Annotated in this window: 19 protein-coding genes; 6 read left to right on the forward strand and 13 right to left on the reverse strand. The window is 64.6% G+C overall.

What is annotated here, in order from left to right:
- Positions 1-157: 157 nt before the first annotated feature.
- Positions 158-313, reverse strand: coding sequence for a Thivi_2564 family membrane protein (locus tag AC0L3S_RS13285; protein ID WP_007599832.1), 156 nt, complete (start codon positions 311-313; stop codon positions 158-160).
- A gap of 272 nt (positions 314-585) precedes the next feature.
- Here AC0L3S_RS13285 and AC0L3S_RS13290 point away from each other — a divergent pair, with 272 nt between their 5' ends.
- Positions 586-2,679 (forward strand): methyl-accepting chemotaxis protein, encoded by a 2,094-nt coding sequence (locus AC0L3S_RS13290; protein WP_473264591.1) that lies wholly within the window; start codon positions 586-588, stop codon positions 2,677-2,679.
- Positions 2,680-2,839: 160 nt separating this feature from the next.
- Here AC0L3S_RS13290 and AC0L3S_RS13295 read toward each other — a convergent pair whose 3' ends face one another.
- Positions 2,840-3,508, reverse strand: a complete 669-nt coding sequence (locus AC0L3S_RS13295) for a DUF2865 domain-containing protein (protein ID WP_473264590.1) — start codon at positions 3,506-3,508, stop codon at positions 2,840-2,842.
- A 15-nt stretch (positions 3,509-3,523) separates the two neighbouring features.
- The gene (locus tag AC0L3S_RS13300) at positions 3,524-4,327 is read right to left on the reverse strand and encodes a L,D-transpeptidase (RefSeq protein ID WP_473279377.1); all 804 of its coding nucleotides are present in this window, start codon (positions 4,325-4,327) and stop codon (positions 3,524-3,526) included.
- A gap of 209 nt (positions 4,328-4,536) precedes the next feature.
- Between AC0L3S_RS13300 and AC0L3S_RS13305 the strand changes: the two genes are divergently transcribed.
- The 5 genes from AC0L3S_RS13305 to AC0L3S_RS13325 all read left to right on the forward strand — a co-directional run bounded on the left by AC0L3S_RS13305 (position 4,537) and on the right by AC0L3S_RS13325 (position 8,658).
- The gene (locus tag AC0L3S_RS13305) at positions 4,537-5,649 is read left to right on the forward strand and encodes an AI-2E family transporter (protein ID WP_473279378.1); all 1,113 of its coding nucleotides are present in this window, start codon (positions 4,537-4,539) and stop codon (positions 5,647-5,649) included.
- A 78-nt stretch (positions 5,650-5,727) separates the two neighbouring features.
- Positions 5,728-6,099: an ElaB/YgaM/YqjD family protein gene (locus AC0L3S_RS13310; RefSeq protein WP_473264586.1), complete on the forward strand. Its 372-nt coding sequence runs from the start codon at positions 5,728-5,730 to the stop codon at positions 6,097-6,099.
- 76 nt (positions 6,100-6,175) lie between these two features.
- On the forward strand, positions 6,176-6,631 hold the full coding sequence (locus AC0L3S_RS13315) for a hypothetical protein (RefSeq protein ID WP_473279379.1): 456 nt from the start codon (positions 6,176-6,178) through the stop codon (positions 6,629-6,631).
- 187 nt (positions 6,632-6,818) lie between these two features.
- On the forward strand, positions 6,819-7,961 hold the full coding sequence (locus AC0L3S_RS13320) for an OpgC domain-containing protein (RefSeq protein ID WP_473264584.1): 1,143 nt from the start codon (positions 6,819-6,821) through the stop codon (positions 7,959-7,961).
- An 88-nt stretch (positions 7,962-8,049) separates the two neighbouring features.
- Entirely contained in the window at positions 8,050-8,658 is a 609-nt protein-coding gene (locus tag AC0L3S_RS13325; RefSeq protein ID WP_473279472.1) for a TetR/AcrR family transcriptional regulator, read from the forward strand.
- A gap of 28 nt (positions 8,659-8,686) precedes the next feature.
- On the opposite strand, the gene AC0L3S_RS13330 is transcribed toward AC0L3S_RS13325, so the two are convergent.
- From AC0L3S_RS13330 to AC0L3S_RS13375, 10 genes are all read right to left on the reverse strand, one after another.
- Positions 8,687-10,345, reverse strand: coding sequence for a CHASE domain-containing protein (locus AC0L3S_RS13330; RefSeq protein WP_473264583.1), 1,659 nt, complete (start codon positions 10,343-10,345; stop codon positions 8,687-8,689).
- A gap of 295 nt (positions 10,346-10,640) precedes the next feature.
- Positions 10,641-11,264, reverse strand: a complete 624-nt coding sequence (ureG, locus tag AC0L3S_RS13335; protein ID WP_473279380.1) for an urease accessory protein UreG — start codon at positions 11,262-11,264, stop codon at positions 10,641-10,643.
- A 159-nt stretch (positions 11,265-11,423) separates the two neighbouring features.
- On the reverse strand, positions 11,424-12,152 hold the full coding sequence (locus AC0L3S_RS13340; protein WP_473279473.1) for an urease accessory protein UreF: 729 nt from the start codon (positions 12,150-12,152) through the stop codon (positions 11,424-11,426).
- Positions 12,133-12,756: an urease accessory protein UreE gene (locus AC0L3S_RS13345; protein ID WP_473279381.1), complete on the reverse strand. Its 624-nt coding sequence runs from the start codon at positions 12,754-12,756 to the stop codon at positions 12,133-12,135. Before AC0L3S_RS13345 ends, AC0L3S_RS13340 begins: the two co-directional genes overlap by 20 nt.
- Before the next feature lie 15 nt (positions 12,757-12,771).
- Positions 12,772-13,071 (reverse strand): putative quinol monooxygenase, encoded by a 300-nt coding sequence (locus tag AC0L3S_RS13350; protein WP_007599815.1) that lies wholly within the window; start codon positions 13,069-13,071, stop codon positions 12,772-12,774.
- 140 nt (positions 13,072-13,211) lie between these two features.
- A complete protein-coding gene (gene ureC / locus AC0L3S_RS13355) occupies positions 13,212-14,927 on the reverse strand; it encodes an urease subunit alpha (protein WP_473264580.1) in 1,716 nt (571 codons plus the stop codon).
- Between the two features lie 37 nt (positions 14,928-14,964).
- Complete coding sequence (locus AC0L3S_RS13360; RefSeq protein WP_473279382.1) at positions 14,965-15,504, reverse strand: HD domain-containing protein; 540 nt, start codon at positions 15,502-15,504, stop codon at positions 14,965-14,967.
- 57 nt (positions 15,505-15,561) lie between these two features.
- Positions 15,562-15,867 carry an urease subunit beta gene (locus tag AC0L3S_RS13365; protein WP_007599812.1) on the reverse strand — a complete coding sequence of 102 codons (306 nt, stop codon included), beginning with the start codon at positions 15,865-15,867 and terminating at the stop codon, positions 15,562-15,564.
- A gap of 9 nt (positions 15,868-15,876) precedes the next feature.
- The gene (locus tag AC0L3S_RS13370) at positions 15,877-16,179 is read right to left on the reverse strand and encodes an urease subunit gamma (protein WP_473264578.1); all 303 of its coding nucleotides are present in this window, start codon (positions 16,177-16,179) and stop codon (positions 15,877-15,879) included.
- Positions 16,180-16,203: 24 nt separating this feature from the next.
- Positions 16,204-17,034: an urease accessory protein UreD gene (locus AC0L3S_RS13375; protein WP_473264577.1), complete on the reverse strand. Its 831-nt coding sequence runs from the start codon at positions 17,032-17,034 to the stop codon at positions 16,204-16,206.
- Positions 17,035-17,053: the final 19 nt, after the last annotated feature.

Consider the following 17,053-nt stretch of genomic DNA (forward strand, 5'->3'; position numbering starts at 1 on the left):
TACAGAAGCAGGTTCCCGGCGAGAGGATGCCGCAAAAAGGGATTGACTAACCAAGGCCCGTTACAGAAGCCCGGATGGAGCGAAGCGTAATCCGGGGCCGCTATCGCTTGGGGCAAGACCCGGATTGCGCTGCGCTCCACCCGGGCTACGAAGCGGGCTAGAATACTGCCAGATATTTCAGCAGCGAGACGATGCCGATGATGATGACGACCACCCGCGCGATCTGCTTGGCGCGGCCGTCCATCGGCAGCATGTTGATGAGGTAAAGTACGAGAATGACGACGAGAAAGGTGACGAGGACGCCGACCAACATTGCTAGGACCCCCCTTTTAGGCAGTTGCTGACGCTCTCTTAACGCACAACTCTCGTGCCGGTTCCATTGAGGCAACCCTCTGCAACTTCTAGTAATTCCGTACTTCTACCGTCAGTCGGCCTGCCTAAAACTTTACCCTTTTCCTTTCAGATGCAGTCGCCGTTTGGGCCCTGAGCCACAAACGGCATGCGATTGCCTGGTCTTGCGTGCCCCTTTTTCCGATGTTGCCGGGGGCGACTTCACGAACTTTTTAATGGGAATTGGGGACTTCGATGCTGAATCGTCTGACCGTATCCGCGCTGCTGAAGGCGGTGATCGCGATCACATCGATCTGCGTGGTGATCGCACTCTCGCTCACCGCCTACGAGTCCTGGGATCGCCTGAAGACCGCCAACCGCATCTCGCAGATCGCCGTCACATCCGCCGATCTGTTCAAGGCGATGCACAATCTGCGCACCGATCGCTCGACCACGGTCCGCCTCCTGAACGCGACCGAGCCGATGGACGGCGAGATCGAGAAATATCTGCGCGCCCTGCGCGATGCCCAAATGCCTGCCATGGCGCGCGCGATCGAGCTGCTGCCGGCCATGGACTTTCCGCAATCGGGTACGCTGGTGCCGGAGCTCGCGCGTCTATTCAAATTGCTGACCGAAGAGCAGAAGCAGTTCTGGGAGGATGTGGCCAAGCCGAAGGACCAGCGCCGCGCCGGCCTGCCCAAGGAATACATGGAGACGACGCAGGGCCTGCTCGACACGCTCGACAAGCTCTCGAACACGTTGGCAGCCACGGTCAATCACCTGGACGCCACGATCGACCAGCTCCTGTCGATCAAGCAGAATGCCTGGCTGCTCCGCAATACCGCAGGCGAGGCGTCGCTGATCGTCTCGACCGGGCTTGCCGCCGGCAAGGTCACGCCGGAAGGCCGCTACGCCTATACCCAGCATGTCGGCGGCACGAGCGCAATGTGGAAGGCGCTGGAGTTGTCGACGTCCGGCATGCAGTTGCCGGCGGGGCTCGCCTCCGCGATGGCCTCCGCCAAGACCTCCTATTTCGAGCCGCAATATCTGGCCTTGCGCGACCGTCTCGCGGACGCGCTGGTCAAGGGTGAAAAGCCCGAGATGACGGCGAACCAATGGAGCCCGCTCACGGTCGGCCGCATGGCGAGTGCGGTCGCAGTGGCAGAAGGTGCGCTCGATGCTGCCAAGATCCACACGCAGGAGCAGCGCGGCACCGCACAGCGCGCACTGATCGTGCAGCTGACGCTGCTGGCGCTCGCCGTGGGGCTTGCCGTCGGCGCGATCATGCTGGTCAGCCGCCGCGTCATCACTCCGCTCAACACCATTCGGGACGCCATGCTGAAGGTCGCTGGCGGCGACCTTGCCGTCGACAGCGGCTATCTCGATCGCAACGACGAGATCGGCGCGCTTGCCGGCGCGCTGGAGACCTTCAAGCAGCAGGCCAACGAGAAGCTCACGATCGAGGCGCAGGAGCGCGAACGCAATGCGGGCGCCTCCGCGCGCCAGCGCGCGGTCGAGACCTATGTCGGCGAGTTCGAGGGCGCGGTGCGCAAGACGCTCGGCGAATTGAGCGAAGCCTCCGGCGAAATGCGCAAGACCTCGGGCGATCTCTCCGCGGTGTCGCGGCAGACCAACGACCGCGTGCAGGTCGCAGGCAAGGCCTCCAATGACGCCTCTATGAGCGTCGACAGCGTCGCCGCCGCCGCGGAAGAGCTCAGCGCCTCGATCAACGACATCAGCCAGCAGGCCGCGCATGCCGCAGGCATCGCCAGCCGCGCCGTGACCCAGGCGCGCGAGACCGACGGCACGGTGCAGGGACTTCAGAAATCGGCCGGCCGCATCGGCGAGGTCGTCGGTCTGATCAACACCATTGCGCAGCAGACCAATTTGCTCGCGCTCAACGCCACGATCGAGGCGGCCCGCGCCGGCGAAGCCGGTCGCGGCTTTGCCGTGGTCGCCTCCGAGGTGAAGTCGCTGGCGAGCCAGACGGCCAAGGCGACCGAGGAGATCTCCGAGCAGATCGCCGACATCCAGAAGGTCGCGGGCGACGCCATCAGCGCGATCCAGACCATCGGCGGCATCATCGGCGAAGTGAACGAGGTCGCAACCGCAATTGCCGCCGCCGTGCAGGAGCAGGGAGCGGCCACGCAAGAAATCACCCGCAGCACCCAGTTTGCGGCGCAGGGCACCAAGAACGTCTCGGACAACATCACCGGCGTCAAATCCGATGCGGACGCTGCTGCCGCTGCCGCCGACAACGTGAAGCACGCCTCCGAGATGCTGGAGAACCAAAGCCGCCAGCTCGGCCATGAGGTCAGCGACTTCCTCGGCAAGATCCGCGCGGCATAGGGCGGGTATCTAGAGCCACACAGGCTTCGGTGTCGTCCTGGCGAAAGCCAGGACCCATAGCCACCGCACTCTGCAAGGGGCAGGCCGGTGGTTAGCCGTGTGGGGGCAAGATCGGCATTTGGGGCAATGGGTCCTGGCTTCCGCCAGGACGACGTTGACGCTACTCCTTCGCCACCACCGGCACCTGGCGGAATCTTGCGCGCACCGAATCGGGCAGCGGGGAGAAATTCATCGCGACGCCGCGGCGGTCGTTGGCACTGCGGCTGGCGACCACCAAGCCGTCGGCGCCCGCAACGATGTCCCCCTTGCGCAAGGTGGGATCGTCGTCGACCTTGACCTGAGCGAGCCCGACCGGATCCTTGCCGTTGCAGGTGCAGCCTGCGACAATCTCATTGCGATAGCGGAACGCGTTCGGCAGGTCGGAATAGGATTTCCCCTTGTCCGTCGTCGCGTCGTCGATGTTGCCACCGTAGACCAGGGAGGTCTCCGAGGCCGGGCAGAAGCTCTTGCAGGATTGCGCCTTGCTCTCGGAATCGTTTCCCTGCGCCGGGAAATACCGTCCGTCGCAGCCGCGCACGCAATAGGCCGTGCCGCCGCCATAGGAGGCCCGCTGGCGCGGCGTGTCATAGCGCGGCGTGTCGTAGCGCGGCGCGTCATCGGTCTGGAACGGCATGCGGATCTCGGGCGCCGCCCGCCCGCGGAAGCCGCCGAACAGGGCCGAGAAAAAGTCCTCCGCATGGGCAGATGGCGTAAGCGCGAGGCCGAAGGAGGCAACGGCGACGAATGCCGCCACGCCACCGGCGAGTTTGCCGATCGAACGTCTCTTCATGTGACCTCACTCAACTTAGTTCACGGCGGAATTCGAAATGTTCAGCGCCTGCCGGCCCGAGGGCAGCGCCGTCACAGCCGGACGCTTGCGCACGGAATCCCCGCCTTTTGCCATCAGCGGCGCGTTCTTCGGCAGCACAACGACCTTTGCACCGACATTGACGCGGTTGAACAGGTCGGTGACGTCCTCATTGGTCATGCGGATGCAGCCGGACGAAACGAACTTGCCGATCGTCGTGGGATCGTTGGTGCCATGGATGCGGTATTCGCTCGATCCGAGATACATCGCACGCGCGCCGAGCGGATTGCCGGGGCCACCAGCGACGAAGCGAGGCAGATAGGGTTGGCGCGCGATCATCTGGGCCGGCGGATGCCAGTCCGGCCACTCCGCCTTGCGGCTGACGCTCTGCACACCCGACCAGGTGAAACCTTCGCGCCCGACGCCGACGCCATAACGGATGGCGCGGCCTTGGCCGAGTACGTAGTAGAGATAAGTATTGTTGGTATCGATGACGATGGTACCGGCCGGCTCGCTGCGGTCGAAACTGACAATCTGCTTGCGCAGGCGATCGGGTAGCGCGGCATCCTCGTCGGCGGCCTGCGCGTTTTGGCTTGCGTAGCCTTGGTTCGCATAGCCTGGGCTCGCATAGCCCTGCGAATAGCCCTGGCCCTGCGGGTAGGTCTGATCCTGCGGATAGGTGTAGCCCAGCGTCTGTGCGCTTGCGGCGCCAAACGGCACTGCCAGCAAAGCGGTTGCGAAGGCGAATGCGGTGATGCGGCGCGGCGATAAGCGGCGTCGGACTGCAGAGAACTTTGTCATGTGCTGCCCCGTTGAATGCCCGCATCTGGGTGATGCGCTGTGTCGATCAACGCGGCCGAGCCGATACAAGTTCCGCGCAGCGATGCAGCAGCGACGTCACAGTCAAGCGAGCATTTCTTCACGAAGCCGCGATGGAACCCGGAGGGTGCTTGGACGTTCTCCCCTCGTCATGGGCGCGCGGACCGAAGACTCCGTGCCGGAGAGGTATTGTGCGCGTCCTTCCCAGTGAACGTATGACTTCCGGCAACGGCGAAGGCACTCCGCTTCCCGAGAGCCACGGCGAACTTCCGCCGGTGATCCGCCGCACCGAACTCGTCGCCCTCTCGCTCGCCGGACTGCTCCTCATCGCCATCGTCGCGGTGCTCTATGTCGGCAAGGCGTTCTTCCTGCCGGTCGTGATGGCGTTCGTCACCGGCACGATGCTCTCGCCGGCAGCGACCTTCCTGGAGAAACGGAAAGTGCCGCGGAGCCTCGCGGCCGCGCTGATCGTGTTCGCGGTGACCGCCGTAGTCGGGTTCATCGTAGCGCTCATTGCTTCGCCAGCGATGGAATGGAGCTCGCGCCTGCCCGAACTCGGCGCGCAGTTGAAAGACAAAGTCCACGTGTTCGACCGGCCGCTGGCGCTGTGGCGAGAGCTGCAGATGATGCTCGGCGGCTCGGAGGGATTGCCAAGCTTCCAGATGCCGAAGTTCGACTGGGTGCAGCCGACGATCGAATTCCTGTCACCGACCTTTACCGAATTCCTGCTGTTCTTCGTCACCCTGATCCTGTTCATCGCCAGCTGGCGAGACCTGCGACGGGCGATGATCATGACCTTCAGCGATCATGAGGCACGGCTGCGCACCCTTCGCATCCTCAACGAGATCGAGGTCCATCTCGGCAACTATCTCTTGACCGTGACCCTCATCAATGTCGGCGTCGGCGTCGCCGCCGGCCTCGTTTGCGCCCTCACCGGAATGCCCAATCCGGCTGGCCTCGGCGCGCTCGCGGCCACCCTCAATTTCATTCCGATCATCGGACCGGTCGCCATGTTCGCCATTCTGGTCGTGGTGGGACTGGTCACCTTCCCGACCGTCAGCGGCGGCCTGATGGCGGCGCTCGCCTTTGGCGGCATCACCTTCCTGGAGGGACATTTCGTTACGCCCACCATCATCGGCCGGCGGCTGGCGCTCAATGCGCTGGCGGTGCTGCTGGCGCTGGCGTTCTGGACCTGGCTGTGGGGCCCGATGGGCGCGTTCCTGTCGTCGCCGCTGCTGATCGTCGCCCTGATCCTGAAGGAGCATCTGTTGCCGCAGGATTCGCCGCAGCTCCCGCAGGACTGAGCGGTTTCCGTGAACGGAACTTACCCGACGACGAAACGTTTCCCGGCTGTCTCAACCGTCAACAGCTCGGAGCCCCTGATGTCCACCACCAACGCCGAAGCCGGGATGAGAGACTGGACCGACAAAGCCACCCGAGAACGCCTCGAGAAGGATGTAGCAGCCGTGAAAAGCGATATCGCCGCCCTCACCGATCAGATCACCGACGCGCTCAATACTTTTGCCAACTCCTCCGGCAAGCAGGCCCGCCGCGGCTATCGCCAGGCGCGCGAGAACGTGGATTCCGCGATCGACGACATGTCGGAGCGCGGCAGCGCGATGATGGACGCCGCACAGGAGGCCTACGGCTCGATCGAGGAGACGCTGGAGGACGCGATCAGCCAGCGGCCGCTCGCGACCGTCGGGCTCGCGCTCGGCATCGGCTTCCTGATCGGCGCGGCCTGGCGCCGCTGAGGTCGCGAACTTGTATCGAGACGGTGGCGCAGCGGCGCCGCCGGTGCCGGCTTGTGGGGATCTGAGGAGCAAGACCATGTTTCAGCGCATCATCGACGGGATCAGTGCATCCACCGGCACCACCGTGCGGCTGACCTCGCTGGCAGCAGGCGCGGCGTTCGCGCTCTTCATCACCACCTGCTTCCTGTGCGCGGCGGCATTCATTTCGGTGCTCAACAAATATGGTCCGGTGCAGGCCTGCCTCGCCGGTGCAGGCATTTTCTTTCTGCTGACCCTGACCGCGGCGGTAAGCTATTGGGTCTACAAACGGCAGCTGCGCAAGCAAGCTCATATCGTAGCCGAGCGCGCCACGAAGTCGGCGGCCTCGAACATGCTCGCGGACCCCATGCTGCTCGCCACCGGACTCCAGATCGTTCGCGCCGTCGGGATCAAGCGGCTGTTGCCGATCCTGGCGATCGGCGGCGTCGCGCTCGGAATCATGGCGAGCCGCGCCGGCGCACCCGACGAGGCCTCGGCCGAACCTGCCGAGTAGCAGCTACCGCGGGTTAGAATATTTCGTCAGAAGTCGCGCGAACGCATCTATCGAATAGGTACCGGCGGCCCGGCGTCAGATTTGGCGCCGTCCGGCCGTTTGCCTGCGCCATCACGCAAACGCTACTCGGACAGGCAGGCGGTTGCCGCTAAAAGCAGCGCCCCTGATTCCAAAAGCCATTTTCTCGATGAAACCGTCCGTCCAGGCGAACCTCGCCGCATTCCATCATGACCCCCGGCTCTATTTGACGCTCGGTATCGCCAACTGGTCGGTTTTCGTCGACCACATCCCGAACAACGTCGTCAATTTGCTGACGCTGCGCAACTTCGGCTTCAGCGGCGCCGCAGACTTGTTCGTGTTCGTGGTGGGCTATGGCGTCGCGATTATTCACGGCAGGATCGCACTGGAGCGCGGCTACGTCGTCGCGGCGACGCGCATCTTTCGCCGCGTCTGGCGGCTGTATGCCGCCTATGTCGTGCTGTTCGTGATCTATATCGACACCATCGCCTATGTCGCCTCGCAATCGATGGCGCCCGAGATCATCCACGAATACAACATATCGGGAATTCTCGAGCACCCGCTGCGCATCCTGGTGCGTGGCCTCGTGCTCCAGGAGGAGCCGCTGAATCTCGACCTGTTGCAGCTGATGATCCCGCTGATGGCCTTCTTTCCGTTCGCGCTGTGGGGGCTGTTGCGGCGGCCGAACCTGACGCTTGCGGCATCGGTCGCGCTCTACGTTGCGGCGCGCTGGTTCGACTGGAATTTCCGGGTCTATCCGGACCAGGAGTGGACCTTCAACCCGTTCTGCTGGCAGATGCTGATGGTGCTGGGCGGCTGGTTTGCCGTGACGGGTGCGTCGGGCCGCGCGCTGCACGGCTTGTCCTGGCTGCGCGTGCTTGCGGGCGCCTATCTCGTATTCGCACTGGCGATCACGCTAATGCGCCACTCGCCGGCGCTTGCCGCCTACCTGCCGGACATCGTGCTGGACAATATCACGCCGACCGACAAGGAAAACCTCGCACCCTATCGCGTGGTCCACTTCCTCGCGCTCGCTTTCATCGCTACACATCTCGTCCCGGCCGATCATCCCGGCCTGCAATGGAGATCGCTACGGGCGGTCATCCGATGCGGCGAGGAGTGGCTCGCGGTGTTCTGCGTCGGCGTGTTCCTGTCACTTGCTGGCCATCTCATCCTGATTACCGGCGCGAATCTGGTGGTGATGCAGATCGCCGTGAGTCTGGCGGGCTTCGCGGCGATGGCCGCGGTCGCATATTACATCGCCTGGTCGAAGCGGCAGGACCTGCCCGCGGCCTTGCGGCAGCAGGCCTAACCCCGCACCTTCCGATTCCGCTAGGCCGGCCATCACGGCTGGGCTATGCGGAGCGGCAGCGGATTGCGCGAGGAGGCCGGGCGTGGTGATGGCGAATGGCGGGAGTGAGGGAGCCGACAGCGCGCCCCGGCGCGGCCGGCCAAGGTCGATCGAGACCACCAACGCCATTCTCCAAAGCGCCTATGCGCTGATGGCCACCACCGGGCTTGCCGCCACCACCATCGACGCGATCGCACGCCACTCCAGCGTCTCCAAGATGACGATCTACAAATGGTGGCCGTCCCGCGAAGCCTTGCTGATCGACGCCTTCCTTCACCATGCCGCGCAGATGCTGCCGCTGCCGCCTGCAAGCTCGGGCAGCCCCGCCGCGCGCGCACGCCGCCATGCCGCGGCCTATGCCGAAGCGCTCCAGGGCGAGTTCGGCAAAGTCCAGCTCGCCGTCATCTCCGAATGCATCTCCAAGACCGGCTCGGCGGAGCTGTTCTACGCCCGTTATCTGCAATTCCGGCGCGACGCGCTGATCGAGATGATCGCCGCGGGCCAGAGCGACGGCAGCATTCTGGCGGAAGCTCCGCCCCAGGATCTCTACGACGCGATCTATGGCGGCCTGTTCTACCGCTACGTCTTCGGCATCGCGCCGATCACGCCGGCTTACGCGCGGACTCTGGTTGACCTCGTGCTGCGGCCGAAGAGCTAGGCGTTTTCGAGCGAACTCCAGCCTCGAATTACCGCGCCGGCCGGATCGGTGCTGACAGCTTGTCGGTACGGTCGCGCTCGGTCATGTCCTCTACCGTCTCCATCGGCGCGGTCAGCTCGTAGACATAGGAGACGTCGGTGAAATAGCGCTTGGCGGTGCCGCCGAGCGCCTCGGGCGCGACGCGGTCGAGCAGGATCAGGCCGAAATCGGAATCGGGGCGGCGCGTCGCTTCGCTGGTGTTGAACTCCTCCCAGCGGAAATAGAAGACCTCGCCGGCCCCCTCGTTGGTCACCGTCCAATTGGCAGTGATGTGCGGATGCTTGCCGACCAGCGATAGGCCCTCGTCGGAGTGCGAGGCGAGCTCGAAGAACAGCAGCGACAGGCTCTGCGCCGCGCGCGCGCTGACTGCGATGTCAGGACCGGTAACGGCGATGCGGTCGGCATGCGGGATGGCGCGCGCCTCGAACAGGCCCTTCAGCTTGACGCCCTGCCACTGGCTCTCGCTGAGCAGCGAGACGACGTTGGACATGGCATGGATGCGGCCGATCAGGAGCTCGCGCGCGACATCGATGTCGGAGCCATGGCGCAGCGTACGGGTCACGATCGACTGGATCACCGCCAGGATGTTTTTGACCCGGTGGTTGAGCTCGTCGATGACAGCCGTCAGCCGGCGCTCGAAGCCGATTCTGACCTGGATTTCCCGGCTGAGCCGCAAATTGTTGTAGGCGACATAGCCGAACAGGCCGCACACCATCGCGGTGATCGCAAGGCCGATTGCCGCCACGATGATCGCAGTCTGCTCGGCGCGGCGCGCCGAATTGGTCTTGGCGTAATAGCCGAGCTGCCAGTCGCGACCACCGAAGCTCACCGTGCGCGTCGCCGACGGGGCCGGCCCATCGGCCGCCGTCGTGCGGGCCGAGACCACGCCTTGATCGTTGGCGACGAGCTCACCACCCTCGCGGCGCGGATCCTTCAACGCGACCGCGAACAACGACATGTCGTCGTTGGTCAGCATCAGGGAGGAAAGCTCGTAGGAAAATGTGATGAAGCCCGCCGGCTCCGTCGCGCCCTCTGGGATGACGGGAGCGGCCACAATGATGCCGATCGGGCCGCCGCTACGCAGGAGGGCAACCGGTTCCGAGGCAACCGACCTCTTCTCCACTCTGGCGCGCGCCAGCATGGCGCCGCGCACTTGGTCCTGGTCGTAACTGCGGCCGGGCAGCCCTTTGGTCTCGTTGCTGCGCGGCTCGAGATCCATCAGCACGTCGATCGGCTGGGTAACACCTGCCGGATCGATCGGCTTGTCGTCATAGCTGCGGATTCGCGGATTGGGAAAGCCGGCGCTCGCGATGGCGGCCTGCGCTGCGGCAAGCTCGTTCGGCTTCAGGCGGGCGACCCAGCCCGCCACCACGAAATCGGTCTTGAAGGCGTAGATGGCCGAGCGCAGCGGCTCGAGCATGTTAGGCTTGAGCACCGACGGCGCCCGGAACAGGCCGGAGGCAACCCGCGCGAGCAGTTCGCGCTCGGTGAGCCGGTCCTGGACCAGGCTTGCATGGACATCGATCGCGCGCGCCAGCGCGATCCGGTCCAGCGCCAGCTCCTGGTCGTGGACGCGATAAGCCGCGAGCCCGGAGAGCAGGGCTCCGAGAAGAGCAATGAAGCCGATGATGAAACCCAGCCGGACCACGCGACTACTCAGGCGAAAGCTGGAGGTCGGCAATAAACACGGAGCATATGGACGCCGCTCGAACGGGCACGTGCCGAAACAGGGTGGACCCCAATGGCCGGGATAATGAAGGAGGAGGCATCGGTACGCAACTTGGTCGCCTGAGAAGCTTAAATCGGCCCGCCGATGGTCGGGCCGGGTGGATTTGCTCCGGGCACCGGAGGTAATCAATTGCCGTGACCGAAATTTGTTCCGCGGACACGGCTCTGCCCAACGCGTTAACGGGGGAAACGCCTGCGTTAGGTCGTCGCGCCGGTCAGCCGGCCCGTTTCAAGCCGCCTTTGGCCTCAATGAAGCCGATGATGTGGTCCAGCCCCTGGCTCTTCTTCAGGTTGGTCATGACGAACGGCCGCTCGCCCCGCATGCGCCTGGCGTCCGTCTCCATCTTTTCCAGGGAGGCGCCGACATAGGGCGCCAGGTCGATCTTGTTGATCACAAGGAGGTCGGACCGGGTGATGCCTGGCCCGCCCTTGGACGGGATCTTGTCGCCGGCCGCCACGTCGATGACGTAAACGGTGAGATCGGCGAGCTCCGGGGAAAAAGTGGCAGCGAGGTTATCACCGCCGGATTCGATCAGCACGAGATCGAGCCCCGGAAACTTGGCGCGCATATCCGCCACCGCGGCGAGATTCATCGAGGCGTCCTCGCGGATCGCGGTGTGCGGGCAGCCGCCGGTCTCGACTCCGGCAATGCGATCCGGCGTCAGCGAGCCCGAGCGCACGAGGAATTCCGCATCCCATTTGGTGTAGATGTCGTTGGTGATCGCGGCGATGTCGTAGCGCTCGCGCATGGTCTTGCAGAGCAGGTCCATCAGCGCGGTCTTGCCCGATCCGACCGGACCGCCGATGCCGACACGCAAGGGGCCGTGAGAAGTAGGCATTGAGTCTTTCCTATCGTCGTCCTGGCGAAAGCCAGGACCCATTACCACTGAACCCGATTGTCACGGTACGCTGCAGCCACATCTGTGCACAGCCACGCGCACTCGTGGTTATGGGTCCTGGCTTTCGCCAGGACGACGGCGGAAAGCAGCTCACCCTGCTCATGACCGAAACAGCCGCGTATATTGCGTCTCGTGCCGCAGGCTGGCGAGGTCGGCGCGAAACGTCGCGCCACCGAGATGGTCCAACATCGCACCCAGCGCACGATTCGCCGTCGCGGCAACCGCGGCTTCCAGCCTCACCAGCACGCGCTGGCTGTCGGTCTGGCCGAGCGGAATGAGCCGGCTGGCCGCGGAGATCCAGTTCGAGACAAGCGCATGCAGGAAGGCGTGCAGCGTCGGCCCCAGCGGCACGCCGTGCACCGCGGCGACCACGCCAACGGCAACGGGATAGACCAGCGGCGTGCGGCATGCCGCAACCATGCCGTCCAGCCCGTCGGCATCCCATGCGGCGCGGGCGATATCGATAAAGGCACGGCCCTGCGACGTCGTCTCCAGCTGCCGCTCGCGCGACGGCACGAAGGCCGCGGCGAGCTCGGCGATATCGCTCAAGGTGTCGCCCTCGCCCGCTTCAGTGGCGCGATAGGCGTGGACCAGAAACGTCGCATCGCAGAAGCCGGAGCCATCGCGAAGCATCGCGTCGAGCCAGTCCGCCAGCGACGCGGTCTCGGTGATGTCGCCGGCCTCGACCGCCCATTCGATGCCGCTGGAGTAGGAAAAGCCGCCGACGGGAAACGCGGGTGACAGCCAGGTCATCAGCCGGTACAGCGCCGCCGCCTCGCGCTCCGCGAGGTCGCGGGCCGCGACCGGCTCATTTGTGGTCATGAGCATGCTTGTGGCCATGGTGATGGTCGGGGTGATCGCAATGCTCGTCGTGGTGATGGTGATCGTGACCGTCGCCATGTGCGGCATGATCATGGTGGTGATCATGACCATGATGATCATGATGATCATCATGGTCATGATCGTGATGCGCGTGGTCGTCATGTCCATGCGCACGACCGGCATCGGCATAGGCGCCGCCCTCGGGATCGAACGGCGCCTCGATCTCGATCACGCGCGCGCCGAGGCCCTTCACCATGGCTGCGATGACGTGGTCGCGGCGGATGCGCAGGCCCTTGGCCATGATCTGCGTCGGCAGGTGGCGATTGCCGAGATGCCAGCCGACGCGAATAAGGTGGTGCGGATCGTGGCCGCGGATCTCGAGCAGCGGCTCGGGCGCTGCGACCACCTCGACCAGCCGGCCGTCCTCCAACACCAGCGCATCGCCGCCGCGCAGTGCGACGGCATTCTCCAGGTCGAGCAGGAACTCGAGCCCCCGCGTTCCCGTCATCGCCATGCGGCGGCGGTGTCGATCGTCGAAATCGAGCACGACCGTATCCGCCGGCGCTTCCGCGAAACGGTGTTGTCCCCTGACCTGCGTCGCCCGGATCATGCGCTTTTTACCCCGTTACCGTGTCTCGACCTTCTCGGGCGTGATCACTTCGATCTTTGGCGGCGCCGTAAAACACTTCACCGCAACGCGGCCGAACGTCTTCATGTGCTCCATGGCGCGATGCGGCACCAGCGCCTCGGCATTCTCCCACTGCTCCACGAACACCATCTTGGCGGGATCGGTGACGCTCTCATGCAGATCATAGGCGATATTGCCGGGCTCTTTCCGCGTCTCCTTGATGCAGGCGGTGGCGGCTGCAATGAATTCGGCGCGCGTTTCAGGCTTGATGGTCAAGGTGGCGACGACATAGATCACGAGAAATCCTCCCGGCTTTTCTTCTGGGCTTCAGATACCCGGCGGGACCTTAGACCAGGCGGGATCGAACGCAAAACCGGAAAAGCTGTCTCCGATATGCGACCACGACATGGTCCTGGGACATGCGTTGAGGCGCTATTTCAGTACATGAAATATCGCTGCGCCATCGGCAGCACCTCGGCGGGGGCGCAGGTCAAAAGCTCGCCGTCGGCACGGACCTCATAGGTCTCCGGATCGACCTCGATATTGGGCGTGGCGTCGTTGTGGATCATGCTCTTCTTCGAGATCCTGCCGCGGGTGTTCTGGACCGCATAGAGCTTCTTGTCGATGCCGAGCTTGCGCGCGAGGCCGCCGGTGATCGCGGCCTTCGAGGTGAACACCACGGAGGACGCGGTCATCGCCTTGCCGAAGGCGCCGAACATCGGCTGGTAATGCACCGGCTGCGGGGTCGGGATCGAGGCGTTGGGATCGCCCATGGGAGCCGCGACGATCATGCCGCCCTTGACGACGCAGTCCGGCTTGACACCGAAGAAGGCCGGCGACCACAGCACGAGATCGGCGAGCTTGCCCTTCTCGACCGAGCCGATCAGCTTCGAAACGCCATGCGCGATCGCGGGATTGATCGTGTATTTGGCAATGTAGCGCTTGACGCGGAAATTGTCGTTGTCCTTGCCCTTGTCCTGCGGCAGCGACCCGCGCTGCTTCTTCATCTTGTCGGCGGTCTGCCAGGTCCGGATGATGACCTCGCCGAGGCGGCCCATGGCCTGGGAGTCCGAGGAGATCATGGAGAGCGCGCCGAGATCATGCAGGATGTCCTCGGCCGCGATGGTCTCCTTGCGGATGCGGCTTTCGGCGAACGCCAGATCTTCCGCGATCGAGGGATCGAGGTGGTGGCACACCATCAGCATGTCCAGATGCTCGTCGATGGTGTTGCGCGTGAAGGGCCGCGTCGGGTTGGTCGAGGACGGCAGCACGTTCTTCAGCCCTGCGACCTTGATGATATCAGGGGCATGACCGCCGCCGGCGCCCTCGGTGTGGAAGGCGTGGATCGTGCGGCCTTTGAACGCCTTGATCGTATCCTCGACGAAGCCGGATTCGTTGAGCGTGTCGGTGTGGATCATCACCTGGATGTCGTAGTCGTCGGCGACCGACAGGCAGGTGTCGATCGCAGCCGGCGTGGTGCCCCAGTCCTCGTGCAGCTTCAGCGCACAGGCGCCGGCCTTGATCATCTCGACCAGCGCGGCGGGCCGCGAGGCGTTGCCCTTGCCGGAGATGCCGAGATTGACCGGGAAGGCGTCGAACGACTGGATCATCCGCCCCATGTGCCAAGGCCCCGGCGTGCAGGTGGTGGCGAACGTACCATGCGAGGGACCGGTGCCGCCCCCCAGCATCGAGGTGACGCCCGACATCAGCGCGTGCTCGATCTGCTGCGGGCAGATGAAATGGATGTGGCTGTCGAAGCCGCCGGCGGTGAGGATCTTGCCTTCACCCGCGATCACGTCGGTGCCGGGGCCGATGATGATGGTGACACCCGGCTGGATGTCGGGATTGCCGGCCTTGCCGATCCCGGCGATCATGCCGTCCTTGATCGCGACGTCGGCCTTCACGATGCCCCAATGATCGACGATCAGCGCATTGGTGATGACGGTGTCGGCCGCGCCCTGCTTGTTGGTGACCTGCGACTGCCCCATGCCGTCGCGGATCACCTTGCCGCCGCCGAACTTCACTTCCTCGCCGTAGGTGGTGAAATCCTTCTCGACCTCGATGATGAGGTCGGTGTCGGCCAGCCGCACCTTGTCGCCGGTGGTCGGGCCGAACATGTCGGCATAGACGGAACGCTTTATTTTGACGGACATCACAAGCCCCGTTTGCGTTTGAATTCTGGATCGGTGTTCACAGCGAGGTCCTCGCTGTGAGCACCATGTCGTCGAATGTCGTATCGAGCCAAGAGTTGCCGCCGCGGCAACCGGCGACAACCTGCTCGGCCCAGTCGGTGTAATCGACCAGGTCGTCACGTTCCTCGGCCGTCGGATCGGAATGCACGCGCGCGCCGATATTGCTGATCTTGTCGGCGATCTTGATCAGCCTGGCGCCAGCCGATTTTTCCGGTGCGTCGAGCACCTGGCGCCGCCGCCGCTCCGGCTTCGGCAGGCTCATATCGTCGGTGCATTCCTCGACAAGCGACGCGACACGGTCGGAGAATTTTTGCACGAGCTCCTCGCGCGTGGTGTCGGTGTCCTCGATCGCATCATGCAGCCAGCCGGCGGCAACGAGTTCGGCGTCGGCGCCGTCGGTCGCGATCGCAAGCAGGTTCGCGACCTCGGCGAGGTGGTTGATGTAAGGCTCATGACCGCGGCCCTTGCGCGCCATGCCGTTGTGGCGGCGCGCGGCGAGTTCGGCGGCTTCGGAGACGAGGCGGACAGGTGACAGCATGGCAAAGTCCTCCGTTTTCGCCTCAACCGTGGCGCGCCACGCTCGTTCCTGTGGATTTCACAGCTTCCCCATCACGTCGCCGCGGAAGCCGTAGATGGTCTTCTTGCCGGCCACCGCGACGAGCTGGACGTCGCGGGTCTGGCCCGGCTCGAAGCGGACCGCGGTGCCGGCGGCGATGTCGAGGCGCATGCCGCGGGCTTTCTTGCGATCGAACTTCAGCGCCGGGTTGGTCTCGAAGAAATGATAGTGCGAGCCGACCTGGATCGGGCGGTCGCCGGTGTTGGCGACCGTCAGCGTCACGGTCTTGCGGCCGGCATTGAGCTCGATCTCGCCGTCCTGGATGAAGAGTTCGCCGGGGATCATGCTTCTCTCCTACCTGATCGGCTCGTGCACAGTGACGAGCTTGGTCCCGTCCGGAAAGGTCGCCTCGACCTGGATGTCGTGGATCATCTCGGGAATGCCCGGCATCACCTGCTCGCGGGTGAGAACCTGCGCACCCGATTGCATCAACTCGGCGACGGTGCGGCCGTCCCGTGCGCCTTCGAGGATGAAATCGGAGATGAGCGCGATCGCCTCCGGATGGTTGAGCTTGACGCCGCGATCCAGCCGGCGGCGGGCCACGATCGCCGCCATCGAGATCAGAAGCTTGTCCTTTTCGCGCGGAGACAGGTTCATACGAAATCTCTTCCGTTCACTTCGTCAATTCAGCCAGAGCCGCGGCAGCGCCGCACCGGTGCGCGCCAATACGGCCATCATGTCGCCGCGCAACCGCGCCGCATCTTGGGCACAGAACCGCGCCATTGCAAAGCCATTCCAGGCGGATATCCCGACCTCGCCGGCGAAGGATTCCGAGACCTCGCGGAGACGCTCGATCAGGGCCTCGTCGCCGGGCACGATCAGCGCCGTGCCGATCGCAGCGCCGCCCTTGGCCACCGCCGATCGCGCAAGCTTTGCGCCGATATTGCCGTCGAGCCTGACGGTCTCGGCGAATACTAGCTTGCCCCCGCGACGCAGCCGCCAGCGGTCGACGAACTCGCCCTGCTCCATCCGTTCGCCCATCGCGGTACGGCCGAACACCACGATCTCGCACAGCAGGAGCGAGGCAGTCGCATCGAGGTCTATGTCGAAGCGGCGCTGCACGCGCGCCCGGTTGAACAGGATCGTCTCCTGCGGCAGCCAGCCGAGATGCGCGCCTGCAGCAACCTTCAGCGCTATATTGAGCTCCGCCGCCTGCCCTGGCGCGCGGTAGACCTTTTCCGCGGCCGCCGTGGTCAGCGTCAGCTTCGCACGATCCGCGGCCGCGATCTCGATGTCGAAGCGATCGCCGCCGGCGACACCGCCGGCGGTGTTGACGAACACGCCGGAGAGCCCTTCGTCCTCCGGCGAAGGGAAGCGTACGCGCAGGGAGCCGGACTCATGCAAGATCCCGCGACGCGTCACACCGTCGCGCGCGTGGACCTCGAAGCGCACCGCGCCGCGGGCCCGGTTGGCGTCGAACACTGAAGATGTCGCTGAAACGTCGCTGCGCATCCGCCTCCCCAGCCGGTCG

Source organism: Bradyrhizobium sp. Ken01, assembly GCF_055807355.1.

What these genes read in the sequence shown, in the direction of transcription:
- AC0L3S_RS13325 (WP_473279472.1), top strand. Translation starts at nt 8,050, where the DNA reads ATGGCGAATGGCGGGAGTGAGGGAGCCGACAGCGCGCCCCGGCGCGGC.
- AC0L3S_RS13365 (WP_007599812.1), bottom strand. Translation starts at nt 15,867, where the DNA reads ATGATCCCCGGCGAACTCTTCATCCAGGACGGCGAGATCGAGCTCAAT.
- AC0L3S_RS13375 (WP_473264577.1), bottom strand. Translation starts at nt 17,034, where the DNA reads ATGCGCAGCGACGTTTCAGCGACATCTTCAGTGTTCGACGCCAACCGG.
- AC0L3S_RS13370 (WP_473264578.1), bottom strand. Translation starts at nt 16,179, where the DNA reads ATGAACCTGTCTCCGCGCGAAAAGGACAAGCTTCTGATCTCGATGGCG.
- AC0L3S_RS13320 (WP_473264584.1), top strand. Translation starts at nt 6,819, where the DNA reads ATGAAACCGTCCGTCCAGGCGAACCTCGCCGCATTCCATCATGACCCC.
- AC0L3S_RS13315 (WP_473279379.1), top strand. Translation starts at nt 6,176, where the DNA reads ATGTTTCAGCGCATCATCGACGGGATCAGTGCATCCACCGGCACCACC.
- AC0L3S_RS13310 (WP_473264586.1), top strand. Translation starts at nt 5,728, where the DNA reads ATGTCCACCACCAACGCCGAAGCCGGGATGAGAGACTGGACCGACAAA.
- AC0L3S_RS13290 (WP_473264591.1), top strand. Translation starts at nt 586, where the DNA reads ATGCTGAATCGTCTGACCGTATCCGCGCTGCTGAAGGCGGTGATCGCG.
- AC0L3S_RS13340 (WP_473279473.1), bottom strand. Translation starts at nt 12,152, where the DNA reads ATGCTCATGACCACAAATGAGCCGGTCGCGGCCCGCGACCTCGCGGAG.
- ureC (WP_473264580.1), bottom strand. Translation starts at nt 14,927, where the DNA reads ATGTCCGTCAAAATAAAGCGTTCCGTCTATGCCGACATGTTCGGCCCG.
- AC0L3S_RS13345 (WP_473279381.1), bottom strand. Translation starts at nt 12,756, where the DNA reads ATGATCCGGGCGACGCAGGTCAGGGGACAACACCGTTTCGCGGAAGCG.
- AC0L3S_RS13300 (WP_473279377.1), bottom strand. Translation starts at nt 4,327, where the DNA reads ATGACAAAGTTCTCTGCAGTCCGACGCCGCTTATCGCCGCGCCGCATC.
- AC0L3S_RS13360 (WP_473279382.1), bottom strand. Translation starts at nt 15,504, where the DNA reads ATGCTGTCACCTGTCCGCCTCGTCTCCGAAGCCGCCGAACTCGCCGCG.
- ureG (WP_473279380.1), bottom strand. Translation starts at nt 11,264, where the DNA reads ATGCCTACTTCTCACGGCCCCTTGCGTGTCGGCATCGGCGGTCCGGTC.
- AC0L3S_RS13295 (WP_473264590.1), bottom strand. Translation starts at nt 3,508, where the DNA reads ATGAAGAGACGTTCGATCGGCAAACTCGCCGGTGGCGTGGCGGCATTC.
- AC0L3S_RS13285 (WP_007599832.1), bottom strand. Translation starts at nt 313, where the DNA reads ATGTTGGTCGGCGTCCTCGTCACCTTTCTCGTCGTCATTCTCGTACTT.